Origin of the sequence: Nocardia sp. NPDC052566, from assembly GCF_044547285.1 — a bacterium.
In the GTDB taxonomy this organism is placed as follows: domain Bacteria; phylum Actinomycetota; class Actinomycetes; order Mycobacteriales; family Mycobacteriaceae; genus Nocardia.
The window spans coordinates 1-17,367 of the sequence record NZ_JBIUAF010000001.1; the positions used below are offsets into that span (position 1 = coordinate 1).

Annotated in this window: 12 protein-coding genes; 10 read left to right on the forward strand and 2 right to left on the reverse strand. The window is 69.0% G+C overall.

The features are described 5' to 3' along the window. Nucleotides 1–149 precede the first annotated feature (149 nt). On the reverse strand, nt 150–599 hold the full coding sequence (locus ACIG5A_RS00005; protein ID WP_397235920.1) for a prepilin peptidase: 450 nt from the start codon (nt 597–599) through the stop codon (nt 150–152). Nucleotides 600–852: 253 nt separating this feature from the next. Between ACIG5A_RS00005 and ACIG5A_RS00010 the strand changes: the two genes are divergently transcribed. From ACIG5A_RS00010 to ACIG5A_RS00050, 9 genes are all read left to right on the forward strand, one after another. Beyond that, nucleotides 853–1,980: a M24 family metallopeptidase gene (locus ACIG5A_RS00010; protein ID WP_397235922.1), complete on the forward strand. Its 1,128-nt coding sequence runs from the start codon at nt 853–855 to the stop codon at nt 1,978–1,980. A 44-nt stretch (nt 1,981–2,024) separates the two neighbouring features. Next, complete coding sequence (gene efp, locus ACIG5A_RS00015; RefSeq protein ID WP_397235924.1) at nt 2,025–2,588, forward strand: elongation factor P; 564 nt, start codon at nt 2,025–2,027, stop codon at nt 2,586–2,588. 37 nt (nt 2,589–2,625) lie between these two features. Then, nucleotides 2,626–3,129 carry a transcription antitermination factor NusB gene (gene nusB / locus ACIG5A_RS00020; RefSeq protein ID WP_397235926.1) on the forward strand — a complete coding sequence of 168 codons (504 nt, stop codon included), beginning with the start codon at nt 2,626–2,628 and terminating at the stop codon, nt 3,127–3,129. Continuing rightward, the gene (locus ACIG5A_RS00025; RefSeq protein WP_397235928.1) at nt 3,126–3,386 is read left to right on the forward strand and encodes a YciI family protein; all 261 of its coding nucleotides are present in this window, start codon (nt 3,126–3,128) and stop codon (nt 3,384–3,386) included. Before nusB ends, ACIG5A_RS00025 begins: the two co-directional genes overlap by 4 nt. Before the next feature lie 260 nt (nt 3,387–3,646). After that, nucleotides 3,647–4,540, forward strand: a complete 894-nt coding sequence (locus ACIG5A_RS00030; protein ID WP_397235930.1) for a hypothetical protein — start codon at nt 3,647–3,649, stop codon at nt 4,538–4,540. Further along, on the forward strand, nt 4,540–5,226 hold the full coding sequence (locus tag ACIG5A_RS00035; protein ID WP_397235932.1) for a hypothetical protein: 687 nt from the start codon (nt 4,540–4,542) through the stop codon (nt 5,224–5,226). Before ACIG5A_RS00030 ends, ACIG5A_RS00035 begins: the two co-directional genes overlap by 1 nt. Then, nucleotides 5,208–6,104 carry an inositol monophosphatase family protein gene (locus ACIG5A_RS00040; RefSeq protein ID WP_397235934.1) on the forward strand — a complete coding sequence of 299 codons (897 nt, stop codon included), beginning with the start codon at nt 5,208–5,210 and terminating at the stop codon, nt 6,102–6,104. The genes ACIG5A_RS00035 and ACIG5A_RS00040 overlap by 19 nt, the downstream gene beginning before the upstream one ends. A 68-nt stretch (nt 6,105–6,172) precedes the next feature. Beyond that, the gene (locus ACIG5A_RS00045; RefSeq protein WP_397235936.1) at nt 6,173–6,607 is read left to right on the forward strand and encodes a hypothetical protein; all 435 of its coding nucleotides are present in this window, start codon (nt 6,173–6,175) and stop codon (nt 6,605–6,607) included. Next, entirely contained in the window at nt 6,604–10,080 is a 3,477-nt protein-coding gene (locus tag ACIG5A_RS00050) for a tetratricopeptide repeat protein (protein ID WP_397235938.1), read from the forward strand. The genes ACIG5A_RS00045 and ACIG5A_RS00050 overlap by 4 nt, the downstream gene beginning before the upstream one ends. A 6-nt stretch (nt 10,081–10,086) precedes the next feature. Here ACIG5A_RS00050 and ACIG5A_RS00055 read toward each other — a convergent pair whose 3' ends face one another. After that, complete coding sequence (locus ACIG5A_RS00055; protein ID WP_397238737.1) at nt 10,087–11,343, reverse strand: SLC13 family permease; 1,257 nt, start codon at nt 11,341–11,343, stop codon at nt 10,087–10,089. Nucleotides 11,344–11,416: 73 nt separating this feature from the next. On the opposite strand from ACIG5A_RS00055, the gene ACIG5A_RS00060 reads away from it, so the two are divergent. Beyond that, the gene (locus ACIG5A_RS00060; RefSeq protein ID WP_397235940.1) at nt 11,417–17,161 is read left to right on the forward strand and encodes a TIR domain-containing protein; all 5,745 of its coding nucleotides are present in this window, start codon (nt 11,417–11,419) and stop codon (nt 17,159–17,161) included. Nucleotides 17,162–17,367 lie beyond the last annotated feature (206 nt).

Consider the following 17,367-nt stretch of genomic DNA (forward strand, 5'->3'; position numbering starts at 1 on the left):
ACGCCCCGGCGCCCGGCCCCCCCGGGGCCGCTTTGACGGCCGGGCCCCCCCGGGCCCCCGGTCCTGGGCCGCCCTTGGGGGGGGGGGCCGGGGCCCTGCCCCCCCCCCTCGGCGGGTGGGCTGGACCTGATGGTGGCGGGGGTGGGGCGTTAGAGGGTGGGGAGGAGGGCGAGGGTGGTTGCCGCGCACATGGCGGGGCCGTGGGGGATCGGGTGATTCGGGCACGTGGCGGCACCTCGGATTCGGTGGATCAGGAGGAGGGTGGTTCCGGCGCACGCGGTCAGCGCCGGGGCGGTGATGGCGGCCAGTGCCCAGGCTTGCGGGCCGCCGAGGATGGACGCCGCGCCGAGGCCGATCGCGAGTTTCACGTCGCCCGCGCCGAATGCCGTTGGTGCTGTTAGGTGTACGGCCAGATAGGGGAGGGCGAGGAGGGCTGCGCCGAGTAGCGCGGCTGTGAATTGCATTGTGAACAGGGCGTATCCGAGGACGACGAGCGCGCCGGGCACGGTGAGCGCGTTCGGTAGCCGCCGAGCGCGGATATCGATGACGCTCAATGCCGCGCACCACGCCGCCAGCGCGGAAAACGCAACGGGGGACATGGGTTCCAGCTTTGTCGTCGGCACGCGGTGATCAACCCCCGCGAGGCCGAATGTGCACAACGTCCGCACATGTGAACACCCCGCGAGCCGGAATCTGCCGGGCGCACCATGCGTTAGCGGCGATTTTGTCGGGTTTGTCCGAGGCGCGCAGAGCGCACGTACGGCGACTCTCTGCCCGCATCGCCGCCGATCCGGAGCACCCGGTCCCCGTGTTGTCTGCCGACCGACGGCGTGTCGGCGGTAGTTTTGACACATGTCTGCTGATCACGTGGGCCTCGAGCCCGACTACGCGGCGCGCCGTGGTGCGTTGCGCAGTCTGCTGGTGGAGAACGAGGTCGATGCCCTGCTGGTCACCGATCTGGTGAACATCAGGTACCTGACCGGATTCACCGGATCCAATGCGGTGCTGCTCGTGCACTGCTGGGATATGCGCAATGCCGAGGAACGCACGGTGATCTGCACCGACGGCCGCTATCGCACCCAGGTGGCCGAGCAGGTTCCCGATCTGCGGGCGGAGATCGCCAGGGCCAGTGCCCGCCGCATCGTCGAGCTGGCCGGTGAATGGCAGCTCGGCCGCGTCGGTTTCGAGAGCCACATCGTGACCGTCGATCAGCACCGCGGATTCGAGGATCAGAGCACCGGCCTGGAACTGGTCCCGACGCCGGGCTTGGTCGAGCAGTTGCGCATGGTCAAGGATCCCTACGAGGTGTCCCAGCTCAGGGCCGCCTGCGCCGCGGGTGACGCGGCACTGGCCGCGCTGCTGGAACGCGGCGCGATCCGTCCCGGCCGCACCGAACGCCAGGTGGCCAGGGACCTGGAGTGGGCGATGTTCGAACTCGGCGGCGAGGCACTGGCGTTCGCGACGATCGTCGCGGCGGGCGCGAATTCGGCCGTCCCGCACCACCGCCCGACCGAGGCGGTGCTGAAGTCCGGCGATTTCGTGAAGTTCGACTTCGGCGCGATGGTCGGCGGCTACCACGCCGATATGACCCGCACCCTGGTGCTCGGCGCCCCGAGCGACTGGCAGCGCGAGGTGTACGCCCTGGTCCAGGAGGCGCAGCGGGCCGGATGCGCGGCGCTGAAGCCGGGCGCGTCGGTGGCCGCGGTGGATGCCGCGGCCCGCTCGGTGATCGAGGAGGCCGGGCACGGCGCGCTGTTCGTGCACGGCCTGGGGCACGGCGTCGGATTGCGCATCCACGAAGCGCCGGGACTCGCCAAAACCGGAACCGGTACACTTCTGTCTGGCGTGGCGGTGACCGTCGAACCAGGTGTGTACTTTCCCGGCCGCGGCGGGGTCCGGATCGAGGACACGCTCGTGGTGCGCGAAGGGGGCCCTGAGCTGCTCACCCACACCAGCAAAGACCTAACCGTCGTCGAATGACGGCGGCTGACCATGTTGTTTACGAACTAGGAGATCCGAGGACAGTGGCGGACACCAGCGACTTCAAGAACGGCCTCGTGCTGAAGATCGACAATCAGCTCCAGCAGATTGTCGAGTTCCAGCACGTGAAGCCGGGCAAGGGCCCCGCCTTCGTGCGGACCAAGCTGAAGAACGTGGTGTCCGGCAAGGTCGTCGACAAGACGTTCAACGCCGGCGTCAAGGTGGAGACCGCGACGGTCGACCGTCGCGATATGACCTACCTGTACCACGACGGGTCCGAGTACATCTTCATGGACGGCGAGACCTACGACCAGCTGCACATCGCCGAGGGCACCATCGGCGACGGCGCGCGCTTCCTGCTGGAGAACATGCCGGTCCAGGTGGCCGTGCACGAGGGCGAGCCGCTGTTCGTCGAGCTCCCGGTCTCGATCGAGCTCGTGGTCCAGCACACCGACATCGGCCTGCAGGGCGACCGCTCCACCGGCGGCACCAAGCCCGCGACCCTGGAGACCGGCGCCGAGGTGCAGGTCCCGCTGTTCATCAACACCGGTGACAAGCTGCGCATCGACTCGCGCGACGGCAGCTACCTCGGCCGGGTCAACTCCTGATCGCCCGGGCGGGACGACCGGCGGGGATACTGTGACTGTGGCCGAACAGCCGGTGGACAAGAAGTCCACGTACAAGAAGCTCGGTGCCAGGCACAAGGCCCGCCGTCGCGCGGTGGATCTGCTGTTCGAGGCGGAGGCGCGCGATGTCGACGTGGCCGATCTGCTGAGCGAGCGCGCCGAGCTGGCCGTGCGCGATCAGCAGGTCGCGCCGGTGCACGCCTACACCCACACCCTGGTCGAGGGCGTCGCCGACGACCTGGACCGGGTGGACGGCACCATCGAGGGCTACCTGAAGGATTGGGAACTGTCCCGGCTGCCCGCCGTCGACCGTGCCATCCTGCGCATCGCGGTGTGGGAGTTGTTCCACGCCAACGATGTTCCGCCCGTGGTCGCGGTGGACGAGGCGGTGGAGCTGGCCAAGGAGCTGTCCACCGACGATTCCCCCGCGTTCATCAACGGCGTGCTCGGCCAGGTGGTGCTCGTCGCGCCGCAGGTCCGCGCCGCCGCGGCCGCGACAAGGCGGCCCGAGGCGCCGGAGTGAACAAGTACCTGGTGATGGCGATGCGCACGCCGAATTTCGATCCGGCCGTGATCGGACCGCATCGCGAGTTCCTCGATGGGCTGATCGAGCGCGGTCACCTGGTGGAGAGCGGCCGGTTCACCGACGGCACCGGTGGCGCGTATGTGCTGTACGCCGAAAGCCTCGATGCCGCACGTGAACTCGTGCGCACCGATCCGGTCCACACCACGGGCTCCTCCGAGCTCACCGTCTACGAGTGGGAAATCACCGCCCACTGAGCGACATCCCCGACAGCCGCACACCGAATGGTGTGCGGCTGTTGCTGTTTCGGGCGCTCCCGCTGGTGGGTGTACGGGATCCAGCGGGAGCGGACCCGGTCTGTGCCCGCCGTCCCGTCGCGGGCACGGGAACGATCCTGCTACCTGAACCGCACTCGAGGTCAACCCCGTGGGTATCGGTACGCCTGTTACTTCCGATTTCGGCCGTTCGGCCCGGCTCGCGGTCGTTATCCTTGGGGGAAACACAGGGGAGGGCTCGGATGGGACGAGTGCTGATCTGGTTGCGCAACAACGTCGACGGCCTCGTCGCGCTGGTGCTGGCCGTCGTCGTCGGAGCCCTCGCGGTGCTCGACCTGCTGCAGCCCGACACGGTGAACGCGGCCACCCTGCTGGTGCTCGGCCTGCTCGCGGGCACCTTGCTGCGTGATCGGCATCTGTCGGCGAAGGCGCTGCGGGACGCGTCGTCGGTACAACTGCTCTACGGCCCCGAGATAGGCCATGCCCACACGCTCGCCCGGCGCGGCACCGAACAGTGGATCTTCAAGGGCGGCACCGGAACTTATATCCGCGCGGTGACCCTGCCGTCCTGCGTGGAGAACGCGCGCAGGGAACAACGCCCACTGCGCATGCAGATGGAGATCCTCGATCCCACCAATGAGCAGCTGTGCAAGACCTACGCCCAGTTCCGCACCTCGCTGGTGCCGGAGGCGGACCGCACCGGTGAACAGTGGACCACCGACCGCACCCGCAAGGAGTCCTACGCGACCGTGCTCGCCGCATGCTGGTTCCGGCAGCGGTTCACCTTCCTCACCATCGATATCGGCCTGTCCTCGGTGATGACCACCTTCCGCTGGGACCTGTCGTCGAGCGTGGTGATCGTCACCACGCAGGACAACCCGAATACGCCCGCGCTGATGTTCGAGAAGGACAAGCCGTACTACCGCGATCTGAATCGCGAACTGGTGGCCAGCTTCAAACAGACCCGCCAGGTGCCGTTGAGCCGCAGCGAGGATCTGACGTTGTCCGACGAGCCGACCGTGGAACAGGCGCGTGACCTGTTCGACCGGCTCGACTTGGAGCTACCCGCCGCCTACACCGATCGCGAGGTCGCCGATATCGTGCGCCGCGCGCTACAACCGAGGAACCCCTACTAGTGAACACCTACGACCGGCTACGCCTGCTGGTCGGGTCACCGGCACCCGGCCAGGCGGTGCGACGCTGGACCATCGATTTCCTGACCGGCCTGCTCGACGGGCGGATCGATCTCATGGCGATCCAGCATCCGTTGGGCTTCTTCTGTTTTCCGGTGTGGCGGGGCACCGGGCTCGGCGTCTGCCTGCACGTGTGGGCCGAGGGCCCGCGCGCGGCGCCGACCACCTCGCCGATGCACGCGCACAGCTGGGACCTGGTGAGCGTGGTGCTGTACGGCACCGTCGGCAACGAGATCATCGACGTCGATCCGGCGCCGGCCAGGCCGACGCACCGGATCTTCGAGATCCAGAGCGCGGCCGATGGCGATCTGGTGCGCGCGACCTCGCGATTGGCGAGCTACCGGATCCGATCGTGCGAACGATTCCGCGCGGGGGAGACCTATACGTTGCGGCACGGGGTATTCCACGTCTCGGATGTCCACGGCGCGGCGGCCACGGTCGTGCTCGGCCGGGACCGGCACGGCACGCGGGACCGCTCGCTTGCCCCGCTGTCCACCACCGACCACTGGGTCCAGCGGATCGCGTGCACCGCAACGGAAACGCGGCGGATCGCGAAAACAACGCTGGACCACCTGTTGGCGGTCGCACTGCCCGAGCACCTGGAGGACCGATGCGAACAAGCGAACTGATCGCGTTGCCGCAGGCCAGCGCGCTGTCGGAGACGAAGGCGCTCGCCGTCGCGACGGCGGCGGCCACCGAGGCGGGCGCGCTGATCAGGTCCGGCCTCGACACCGCACGCACCGTCCGGGTCAAGGACGCGGGCGGCGATGTGGTGACCGATCTCGACCTGCGTGCCGAGCGCCTCATCGTCGACCGGTTGCGCGCCGTGTTCCCGAGCCACCGCATCCTCGCCGAGGAATCCGGTCTGCTCGACGCGCTCGACGAGGACTGGTGCTGGATCGTCGACCCGCTGGACGGCACCAACAACATCGCCATCGGCATACCGGTGTGCACGGTCGGTATCGCCCTGTGCCGCAGGGGAGTTCCGGTGCTCGGCGTCGTGCACGAGCCGATCACCCAGCGCACCTGGTCGGCCGTCCGCGGCGCGGGCGCCACCGGGCCCGACGGCCCGATGTGGCGGCCGACGCCGTGGCCGGCGGGCCGGTCACCGGTGCTCGCCTGGTTGCAGGGCTATCCGGTCGGCCGCGACGACGCCACCGCCCGCGCGCTGCGGCTGGTCCTGGAAACGTCCTCCCGCAGGCTGATTCAGCTGTGGTCCCCGCTGCTGTGCTGGATCATGCTGTGCCGCGGCGATATCGACGGTTTCGTCGGTTACCGCGCCGGGGTGGTCGATCTGCCCGCCGGGACTTTGATGGCTCGTGAATCGGGTTTGCACATCACCGATTTCGACGGCGTCCCACTCGACGACCGCATCGACGTGACCGGCGCGGAAGTGAATTTCCTCGCGGCGCGACCGGACGCCATTGCCGATCTCGCCCTGCTGGTGAAGACCGCGGCGGAGGTAACTGTCACCGGATTACCCGGCCAACCGGTCGGTCGCCCGTGAGATGTCACGAAACAGGTTGACCGGAATTTCTTGGTTCACCGCCGGCATTCCGGGCCGATAATGGCCGTGTGAGACAACGATTCATCGGGTGGGGGATCGGCTTCGCCGGTCTGATCGTACTCGGATTCAGTGTGTGGTTGTTCGTCGCGGTCGGCCTCGACAGGGCAAGCAAACTGGCAGGTATTTGCAGCTTCGTCATCGCCGCACTCGGATTGGGGACGACGATATTCGGCGTGGTCACCGCGCGCCGATCCGGCCCGGCGACGCAGGCGGTGGCGGATTCGTCGATCGCGGGAGGTGTGCTCCAGGTCAGCAGGGCGCGCGGCAAGGTGACCGTGCGGCGCACCGCGAACAGCCCTGCCGCACAGCCGAATCCGGGCGCCGTCCCGGCTCCTGGCGCCGCGCAGGCGGAGCCGCCGAAGGGACAATCCGTCACGCACAGCCGACTGGGGGGTCCGCTGGATCAAATTCATGATGTAGGCGAGCTAGACGTCGACCGATGAAATTCCCGTGGCGACGCCGCCCCGGTAGACAGCAGTCCGTCGCGGACAGCGTCGTCTTGGGCGACGCGATCCAAATCGCCGGGGTCGCGGGCGATGTCACGATTGTCTCCGATCGCGCGCAATTCCGCGTCGAGGATTTCCCGCTGCTCACGGCATCGGTGGCCAGGGATCGGGCGCGGGCGCAACCGTCGCGTCTCCTGCATCCCCGGTATCAGGTGGTGCCGTTCATCGGCAGGCATGACGAGCTCGCCGCGTTGAACGAGTGGATGGCGCGCACGGACGCGCTCGGTGTCCGGCTGTTCCACGCCAGCGGCGGTCAGGGCAAGACCCGCCTGGCGGCGCACTACGCCGCGCAGGCCGCGGCGGCGGGCTGGGCGGTGTGGCGTGCGGTCTACACGCCGGATTCCGATACCGGCTCGGCGCCACTGCATTTGGGTGATTGCCGTGGTGTGCTCGTGGTGGTCGACTACGCCGACCGCTGGCTGCTCACCCACCTGCGTGCCCTGATCGCCAAACTGCACGCGCTCACCCAGTGGCCGGGCGTGCTGGTGCGCGTGCTCATGGTCGCGCGATCCTCGGCGCACTGGTGGCCCGCCCTCGCCCACGATCTGGAGGGCGATTTCGACATCGATGCCGAGGCCATCGAATTGAGTCCGCTGGGCACGCAGATCGATAGGGCAACTCTTTTCGGCGCGGCCGCGGTGGCTTTCGCCGCCGTCATGGGCGCGGAATACGATCTCAGGGACGGGCCGCCCGCGGAAATCGAACTGTCCGACAGCGGTTTCTCGTCGGTGCTCTCCCTGCATCTGGCCGCGCTCGTCACGATCGACAGTCAGTTGCGTGGCGCCGAGATGCCCGGCGATCCCGCCGCGCTGTCGGGCTATCTGCTGCGCCGCGAATATGTGCACTGGGCAAAGCTTTTCGAGATCGGCCACATTGCCGCCAGACCGGAGACGATGCATCGGGTGGTGTGGCTGGCCACGCTGGTCGGCGCGGTGACGCCGCATCTCGCGGAGAGCATCCTGCAGCACCTCGGCCTCGCGTCGACGCCGGAGAAGGTGCACGAACTCGCCGACGACCATCGGCGTCTGTACCCGCCCGAGGATCCGCGCACGGTACTGGAGGCGCTGCGGCCGGACCGTCTCGGCGAGGATCTCGTCGCGCTCTCGATTCCGGGCCGGGCATCGGGCGGCAACGGGATCACCATCGCCTCGGATGCGTGGACCGGGTCCGCGCTGTGGCGGCTGCTCACCGCCGCGGAGGGACGGGAATCCGAGATCGCCTGGTGGACACCGCAGATCGTGACGAGCCTGGTGGAGACCGCGCGGCGGTGGCCGCATGTGGCAGAAGAGCTGCTCTTCCCGCTGATCAGGCAGCATCCGCAGGTGCTCGTCGCCGCGGGCGACGCGACGATCGACCGCTTCGTCAAATTGGCGGGTATCGATCTCGTGGTGCTCACCGCGCTCGAATCCTGCTTTCCCGAACACTGCCGGGATCTGGGCAGCGCGTCGACTGTCGCGTTGATCTCCGGCAGGGCCTATCCGCTTCGGCTGGCCGCCGCGACGGATCCGGCGGCGCGCGCGGTCGTCCATCGTCGCCACGCGCAGCGGCTCAACGACGCGGGCCTGTTCGCCGACGCCATGGCCGCCGCCGGTGCGGCCGCGCATCTCGTCGCGACCACACCGATCGCCGATCGTGCCGAACTCGCCGCCATCCAGGCCCAATTGGCGATCGCCGGCTTCCGGCTCGAGCGGACCGACGGCGTGGTGGACTACGCGAGATCCGCTATGTCGCTGTACCTCAGCCTGCCGTCGCGTGATCGCGGTGAGCACCTCACCGATATCGCGCGGCTCGCCAGCGACTACGGCAAGTGGCTGACCGTGTCGGGTTCGGCCGAGGAGGCACTCGCGATGATCGACACCGCGGTCGAGGTGGGGCGCACACTGGCGCAGGAGGATTCGGAAGACCACAGCGCGCTCGCCGCGCTGGCCGCGGCGCTGCACGATCTGGGAAATCAGTTGTCCGTCATGGGAAGTGACGCGGCGCTCGGCGTGGTCGAGGAGGCGGTCGCGCTGCGCAGATCCCTGGTGGACTGGGAGCCCTATGATCATCTCGGCGATCTGGCCGCCTCGCTCGGGTTGCTCAGTACCCGGCTGTTCCGGGCGGGGCGCTGGGAGAACGCCTTGGCGGCGTGCCGCGAGGCGGTGCTGATCCGGCGGGAGCTGGCGCGGCGGAATCCGGTCGTCCATCTTCCCGATTGCGTTGCCGCACTGCGGCAGATGGTCGATCAGCTGCTGGAGCTGGGGCACCGCGCCGAGGCGGTGGATCCGCTCGAGGAGGCCGTGCGTGGCCTGCGGATCCTGGTCGAGCGCGATGCGGCGTACCGCGAGGAACTGGCCGCGACATTGCATCTGTTCGGCGAATTGCTGGTCGAGCAGGATCGCCTCGCGGAGTCGGTGACCGCGGCGGAGGAGTCGCTCGGCCTGCGCCGCCAGCTGATCGAGGCCGCCCCGAACCGCCAATTGCGGCCGCTGGCACTGGCATTGGATACCGCGAGCGCCAGGCTGGCGCGGGCCGGGCGCGCCGAGCGTGCGGCGGACCTGGCCCTGGAGGCGGCGAAGCTGCACGTCGTGATCAGCCGCAGGCGCACCGACGACGATCCCGCGCGGCTGCCCGAATTGGCCGCCGCGCTCGTCGAGGTCGGGCGATTGGACGCGGCCCACGCGGCGGTCGAGGCCGCCGACGAAGCAGTCGAGCTCTACCGGACACTGCTCGAGCGCGACAGCGCCGCCCAGCTGCCGGACCTCGCCGAGGCATTGCTGGTGCTCGGGGGCGTTCTCCTGCGCGAAAGCTGGGATGAGCGTGCGATTGTGGCGAGCGAGGAAGCCGTCGAGCTGTTCGACGGACTGGCGGCGGCCGCGCCGGATGTCTACCTGTCCCGCCTCGCGGCGGCGCTGCTGCAGCTCGCGCTCGCCTACGCCCAATCGGACCAGCTGACCGAGGCGGTCGCCGCGGCACGGGACGCGGGCGGGCACTACCGGCTGCTCCTGCGTGCCGACTCCCCGGCTCCTCTCCTCGGGCTTGCCAGGTCGGCGGAATACCTCAGCGTGTGGTTCGAGCGGTTGGGCCGCCCGGTCGAGGCGCTCGCACCCGCCAAACAAGCGGTCGCCGCGTATCGCGAGCTGGTCGGCGACGATCCGGCGCAGCTACCCCAGCTGGCGGCGGCACTGCATCAGTTCGCCCGGGTCGGCATGCTCACCGGCCGGGATATCCCGAATGTCTATCCGGCGGTTCGCGAGTCGGTCACCATCTATCGGGAGTTGAACGCGGTGACGCCGGGTAGCTTCGAGGCGGAGTACCGGCAGGCGCGAACGACACTGTCGGCCGTGATCCAGTATTTCCAGCACTATTGGAAATGGGTCGCCGAGATGCAGGCCGAGCAGTCCCGTAACAGCAACAACGACTATTTCTGACGGCGCCTAACCGGTGATCAGCAACGTCGCGACGGCACCGGTTGTCGCGAGGATCGCCAAGCCGAGGCCGGTGAGCACGAACCGCGGCAGCGGCACCCGAACACCGTGTGTCCGGCAGAATTCCAGGCACAGCAGCGTCGCCAGCGAGGCCCACGGCGTGACGATCGGCGCGACATTGGTGCCGATCAGCAAGGCGAGCAGCTGATTGCGGTTCTCCTCCGGCACGACCGCCTCACCCGCGGTGTAGGCGGGCAGGTTGTTGGCCACGTTCGACAGACCGGCGCCCGCACCCGCCGCACGGAACGCGCCGACCACGCCGGAGTCGCCGCCGATCAACCGGTGCATCGCGTCGGACAGGCCGAATCTGCTGAGCGTCGGCACCACCAGGAACAGGCCGACCACGAAGACGAGCAGCTGCCACGGGATCAGCGACAGCCGCAGCGACGCGCGGTCGAACACCGCGAACGCCACCACCGCGATGACGGCGGCGAGCGCGGCCGCGATGCCGATCCGGTCGCCGACCAGCGGTATCGCCAGGATGAAGAGCAGGCAGGCGCCGGCGGTGGTGTAGAGCAGCGTGCGTTCCTTCGCGTTGTGCGGCCGGATCGGTTCCGGTGGCACGTACCGATCGCTGCCGCGCCTGCCGCGCCGCCAGTACCAGATCCACAGGCAGAGCATGGTCGCGGCGAGCGAGGCCAGCTGTGGCGCCCACATCCGTCCGGCGAATTCGGTGGCGGTCAGCGCGACCCGGTTGGCGGCGAGCAGGTTGGTCAGATTGGAGACCGGCAGCAACAGGCTCGCCGTATTGGCCAGCCACAGCGTGGTCATGGCCAAGGGCAGCGGCGGTATCCGCGCGGGCACGGCCAGCGCGAGCATCACCGGGGTGATCAGCACCGCGGTGGTGTCGAGGTTCAGCAGGATGGTGGTGGCCGAGGCGAACAGGACGCACAGGAAGAACAGCGCGACATAGTTGCCGCGCCCGAGGATCGCGAGCCGGTGCGCGATCACGTCGAACACCTTGGCCTGGCGGGTGAGTTCGGCGAGCACGATCACGCTGCCGAGGAACAGCAGCAGCGGGCCGATCCTGCGCATGTTGGCCACGGCCTCGTCGCGCGGCAGCAGCCCGGTCAGCACGCACAGCAGCCCGATCAGCAGCAGGGCGAGCCGGACCGAATCCAGGATCGACAGGCCGAAGCGGGACCGCTTCGCGCGCGCCGCCTCCTCATGTTCCGGACAATCGACCTGTTCGGGCACACCTGCCATCATGTCAGCATTTCGACTGGGCCCCTTGCCGATTGGCCCGGGACATGCGGGGTGACTGAGACATACTGGGGTGGTGACTCAGGTGGGCGGGCGGGCGCGGGACTTCTTCATCAGTTACTCCCCGGCCGACGAGCGGTGGGCGACGTGGCTGGCGTGGCAGTTGGAGATCTCCGGCTATCGGACGCTGATCCAAGCGTGGGATTTCGTGCCAGGCACCAATTTCATCGACTTCATGGATCGCGGGGTGCGCGAGTCCACCGTGGTGCTCGCCGTGCTCTCGGACAACTATCTCACCTCGCGCTACGGCACGATGGAATGGCAGGCCGCCTTCCGCACCGATCCTGGCAAACTGCTGCCGGTGCGGGTCGCCGACTGTGCGCTGGAGGGCCTGCTCGCCACCATCACCTATCTCGACCTGGTGAATGTGCCGACCGCGGAACAGGCCCGCCGGGTGCTGCTCGAGCGCGTCGGACATCTGCTCGCCGGCCGCGCCAAACCGGGTGTCGAGCCAGGATTCCCGCGCGATCAGGCACTCGCCGAGCGGCCGTACGACGAGCACACCGGCGGTCCTGTCGAAGCCACCGTGAACAGGCGCACGCCGGTGGCCGCGCCCGTATTTCCCGGTTCGATCCAGCAGCCGAAGGACCATGCGGGCATCTCGATACTGCACATCCCCGGTCCGCGTTTCGGGCGCGGCCTGCTGGCCAGGGACGAGCCCGCGGATGCCCGCGAACTCCAGGCGCGCATCTGGGCCAACGTCACCCAGCTGGTCGGCAAGGGCGTGCCCAAACCCGATCTGATCGCCGTCACCGGTGATCTCACCGAATCGGGCCGCCCGCGCGAGGTGGACGAGGCGCTGTCCTTCCTGACCGGCCTGCGCGTGCTGCTCGGTCTGGCGCCGGATCGGCTGATCGTGGTGCCGGGCAATCACGACGTGTCCCGGGCCGCCTGCCACTCCTATTTCCTGGATTGCGAAGCGCGCGAACGCAAGCCGCAGCCGCCGTACTTTCCGAAGCTGCACCAGTTCGCGCGGCTGTTCGGCGAGCTCTATCAAGGTCTGGACCACCTGCTGTTCGATGTGGGCCAGCCGTGGACGCTGTTCCCGATCGAGGAGTTGCGGGTGGTGGTCGCCGGGCTCGATTCGACCATGGCCGCCACCCACCTGCCCGAGGACGATTACGGCTGGCTCGGCGAAACCCAGGCGGTGTGGTTCGCCCAACGGCTGCGGCAGTTCGAGGAGGCGGGCTGGCTGCGCCTCGGCGTGGTGCGCCACGACCCGCTGCCGGGCCCCGCCGCCGTCAAGACCGATCCGGCACTGCTGCGCGACGCCGATACCCTGTCGCGGCTGCTCGGCGGCAGGCTGCACCTGCTGCTGCACGGTCCCGGCCCCGGTGGCCGCCACCTGGATCGGCTCGGCGGTGTGCTGCCGGTGCTGCCAGGCGCCGCGCCGGGCCGGGAGGAGATCATCCACCTCACCGTCGACGGGCTCGCCCGATACACCGTGCGCGACGGTGAGCCGGGGGAGCCGTTCGCGCGATTCCCGCACGCGTGGGCCGATGCCGCTGGGGCACTGGAGGTTCCGGCCCGCCAGGAGATCACCGGGCCCGACTTCCCGGAACCGGTGGTCGACACCCCCGCGATCGTCGATCCGCACGGCCGGCTATTGGACCGCGTCGCCGAGGTGTGCGAAACCCGTTATCCCGGTGCGAAAATCCGCCGCATCGATACCGATCCGCCGCATCTGCTGATCACCCATCAGCGCGACGAGGTCACCGCGGTATGGCGGATCGGCGTGCACGTCGGCGATATGACCAGGCAGGTGGTGGAGGATTTCCTCGCCAACGACCCGGAATACGGTTCCGAACTCGTCTATCGCGGTGCGCAGCCCGCCCGTTCGCTGCGCGAGGAGGCCGCAAGCCACGGCCTCCGGGTGCGCAGCTTCATCGAATTCCAGGGCCTGCTCGATCTGGACGACTACCTCGCCCAGCAGGCCGCCCGGCTGCGTGGCGATCGCCGGTATCCGCCGGATCTATATGTGTCGCAACGCTTCCGCGTCCTCGAACACGGCGATCAGCTGATCCACGACGACCTCGCCGGTGAGCTGCTGCGCCTCGTCGCGGCCGATCACGGCCGATTCGTGTTGGTACTCGGCGATTTCGGCCGCGGCAAGACCTTCGCGCTGCGCGAGGTCGCCCGCCGCATCGGCGAAACCATGCCCGCGCTCATCCCGATCCTGATCGAGCTGCGCACGCTGGACAAGACGCATTCGGTGGACGGACTGGTCGCCGCGCATCTGGCCAACCACGGCGAGGACCGCATCGATCTGGCCGCGCTGCGCTATATGCTGCGCGAGGGCAGAGTGGTGCTGCTGTTCGACGGATTCGACGAGCTCGTCACCAGGATCAGCTACGAATTCGCCGCCGAGCACCTGGAAACGCTGCTGCAGGCCGCGGTCAGCAAGGCCAAGATCATCGTGGCCAGCCGCACCCAGCATTTCGAATCCCGCGCGCAGGTGCTCACCGCGCTCGGTGAGCGCGTCGGCATGCTGACCGATCGGCGCATCCTCAGCGTCGAGGATTTCGCACCGGCGCAGATCAAGGCCTTCCTGGTCAATCGCTACGGCGGCGACGTGCGCAGAGCCGAGGCGCGGGTGCGGTTGATCACCGGTATCCAGGATCTGCTCGGGCTCGCCGCGAATCCGCGGATGCTCAGCTTCATCGCCGATCTGGACGAGCGCAGGCTGCACGCGGCGGCGGGCGCGCACGAGGCGGTCGGCGCGGCCGGGCTCTACCGGGAGATCCTGATCACCTGGCTGTCGTATGAGGCCGATCGTGCCGTCGGCACGCAGGGTTCGCTGCCAGGGCTGCGGCTGGAGGAGCTGTGGCGGGCGGTGACGGCGTTCGCGCTGCGGATCTGGGAGACCGGTGAACCGTATCTGCGGCTCACCGAATTGACGGAGGTGGCAAGGAATCTCGCCGACGGCACCGGGGCGAACCGGATGTCGGTGCCGCAGTCCGCGCATGCCATCGGCTCCGGCAGCCTGCTGGTGCGCACCGAGGAGAACCTGTTCGGCTTCATCCACTCCTCGGTGACCGAATGGCTGGTGGCCAACCACATCTCGGATCAGTTCGGTGGCGGCAGCGCCGCGCCGCCGCAGCTCACCCAGGCGCCGCTGTCCCAGCTGACCATCGACTTCCTCTGCGATCTCGCCGACAATCGCGCCACCCGCGGCTGGGCCGAGGTCGTGCTGAACGATCCTGCCAGCGATGACATTTCGCGCACCAACGCGATCCGGATCACCACCCGGCTGCGCACCGCGCCCACCGCCGATCTGCGCGGCGCGATGCTGGCCGGTGAGGATCTGTCGTATCGGGATCTGCGACAGGTCGATCTGAGCGGCGCCGATCTCACCGGCGCCAGGCTGGTCGGGGTCAACCTCGACGGCGCCGTACTGCGCGGCGCGCGGCTGGTCGGGGCCAGGCTGGACGAGGCGACGCTGATCGGCGCCGACCTGACCGACGCCGATTTCAGCCGGTCCCGCTTGGCCAGGGCGGATCTGACGGGTGCGCGCGCCGCGGGCAGCACATGGACCAGGGCCGCGCTGCTCGAGGTGATCGGCACACCGAGCGGTACCGAGCTGCGCGGCGCGGCGCGGGTGCCGGGTATCCATGGCGCCGGTATCGAATTCGCGCCTGCCGCAATCGGAGTCAGGCACGGCTTCCACGCCAGGCACGGCAGGCTGCCGCAGCCGATCGCGTACAGCCCCGACGGCGGCACCCTGGCCATCGGCAGTGACGACGGCGGCGTGCTCATCTGCGATACCGAGACCGGGCTGCCGCTGCGTACCCTGCAGGGCCACCGGGCCCGCGCCTTCGCGGTGGCCTACACCGAGGCCGTGCTCGTCACCGGATCCAGCGACGGCACGGTGGACATCTGGGACGCGGCCACCGGCGAGCTGCGCCGCATCCTGCGCGGGCATACGCACTGGCCGTGGCCGGTGGTGGTCGGCCCGGCGGGCGATCGGCTCGCCACCGGCGACGGCGACGGTGTGCTGCGGCTGTGGTCGCTGCCGGACGGCGAGCTGCGCCACGAGTGCATGCCCGCGGACGGCAGCCGGGAACTGATCTACAGCATGGCTTTTCACGACGATCTGCTCGCGGCGTCGTACCGCGACGGCCGCGTCCGGCTGTGGAATGTCGAGACAGGCAGGCAGACAGGCGAATTCACCGGCGCGGGTGGCGCCGTCTTCCGCATCGCCTTTCATCCGTCCGGTACACCGCTCGCGGTCGCGGGCATGGACGGTGTACTGGCACTGTGGGATCCGGCCACCTGCCGGTTGGTGCGCGAACTGCCCGGTCACACCGGGCGGGTGTATCCCGTCGCCTTCCATCCCGAACTGCCGCTGCTCGCCAGCGGCGATACCGATGGCGGACTGCGCATCTGGGATATCGAGACGGGTGAGGCGCGGTACGCCCCCGCCGAGCACAGCGCCGCGATCTACTGGCTCGCCTTCTCCCCATCGGGTGACCTGCTCGCCTCCGGCGACAGCGCGGGCCTGGTCTGCGTACGCGACGGCGTGACCGCCGAACTGCGCCACCGGTTCACCGCGCACACCGGCTCCATCTGGCCGTTCGCCTTCCGGCCCGACGGTGGCCAGCTCGCCGTCACCGACGACCAATTCACCACGCGGCTCTGGGATCTCGGCACCGGCGTGTGCAAGCACACGCTGAACGGTCACGGCCGCCAGGTACGCACCGTCTCGTTCAATGTCGACGGGACGCTGCTCGCCTGTTGCGGCAACGACGGCGTGGTGCGGCTGTGGGATCCGGTGACCGGGCGGATGGTGCGTCCCGTCGTCGGCAGCGCGGACCGGTTGTTCACCTTCGAGGCGGCGGCTTTCAGCCCGGTGCAGGCGGCCGAGCTCGGCACGGTGGGCAACGACGGGCGGCTGAGCCTGTTCAACCTGGACAGCGGTGTCTACGAGCGGCACATCACCGTCGAATCGGCGCCGATCTGGGCGATGGCCTTCGACCCGACGGGCGATGTGCTCGCCACCGCCAACGACGACGACACGGTGATCATCTGGAGCCGTGCCACCGGTGCGCTGCAGGCGGTCTGCGCCGAACATCGTGGCAGGGTGCGCTCGATCGCGTTCAGCGCCGACGGCAAGCTGATGGCCACGGGCTGCGACGATTCGGTCGTACGGGTGTGGGAGGTCGACTCGGGGCGGCTGCTGCACACACTGCGCGGACACCGAGACCGGGTGTACGCCGTGGTTTTTCACGGTGACCGGCTGGCCAGCGTCTCCTGGGATACCACCGTGCGGATCTGGCACGCGCCGACCGGAGCGGGCCTGCACGAGCTGACCAGGCATGCCGCCCGGCTCTGGTCCGCCGCGGTCGAACCGCGCACCGGCATGCTGGCCACCGCGGGCGACGATCTGGTGATCCGGTTGTGGGACATGGCTTCCGGGCGGCATCTGCACACCCTGGAGGGGCACAAGCGGCGCGTCTGGTCGCTCGCCTTCGACCCGGCGGGGCGGTTGCTCGCCAGCGGCGGCGACGACGGCAACACCATCCTCTGGACGGTGGGTGGTGCGGGGGAGGAGCCGGATCCCGCCGCCGTGCCCGCGATCCGTGCCGCGCTGCTCGGCCTGCCCGAGGGCTGGGCGGCGATCGCGCCGGACGGGCGATACAAGATCGAAGGCAATACCGCGGGCCAGTTCTGGCAGGTGATCAATATGTGCCGCTTCGAATCGGGCGAATTGGACCCCTATCTCCCCGAGGTCGGCCAACTCGCACCCGACGCGCCGTTCTGAGGAAGTCGTAGTAATCCGATATCGAATATCGCGACGCGCGCCGCGGAATTCGTCGACCGCCGACACGCGATAGCCACTGGTGCGCGGACGATTTCGCGGCGCTTCGTGATCGCGGCGAGGGTTACCATCGATGGTGAATCTCCACCGATCCGTATGCAGTCCGCGCTCCGGGATCTTCCCCGGAGTCGTGTGAGCACCGAGGGAGG

Bases quoted from the DNA above. Each gene is read 5' to 3' on its own strand.
- ACIG5A_RS00005 (WP_397235920.1), bottom strand. From the start codon at position 599: ATGTCCCCCGTTGCGTTTTCCGCGCTGGCGGCGTGGTGCGCGGCATTG.
- ACIG5A_RS00010 (WP_397235922.1), top strand. From the start codon at position 853: ATGTCTGCTGATCACGTGGGCCTCGAGCCCGACTACGCGGCGCGCCGT.
- ACIG5A_RS00030 (WP_397235930.1), top strand. From the start codon at position 3,647: ATGGGACGAGTGCTGATCTGGTTGCGCAACAACGTCGACGGCCTCGTC.
- ACIG5A_RS00040 (WP_397235934.1), top strand. From the start codon at position 5,208: ATGCGAACAAGCGAACTGATCGCGTTGCCGCAGGCCAGCGCGCTGTCG.
- ACIG5A_RS00050 (WP_397235938.1), top strand. From the start codon at position 6,604: ATGAAATTCCCGTGGCGACGCCGCCCCGGTAGACAGCAGTCCGTCGCG.
- ACIG5A_RS00055 (WP_397238737.1), bottom strand. From the start codon at position 11,343: ATGGCAGGTGTGCCCGAACAGGTCGATTGTCCGGAACATGAGGAGGCG.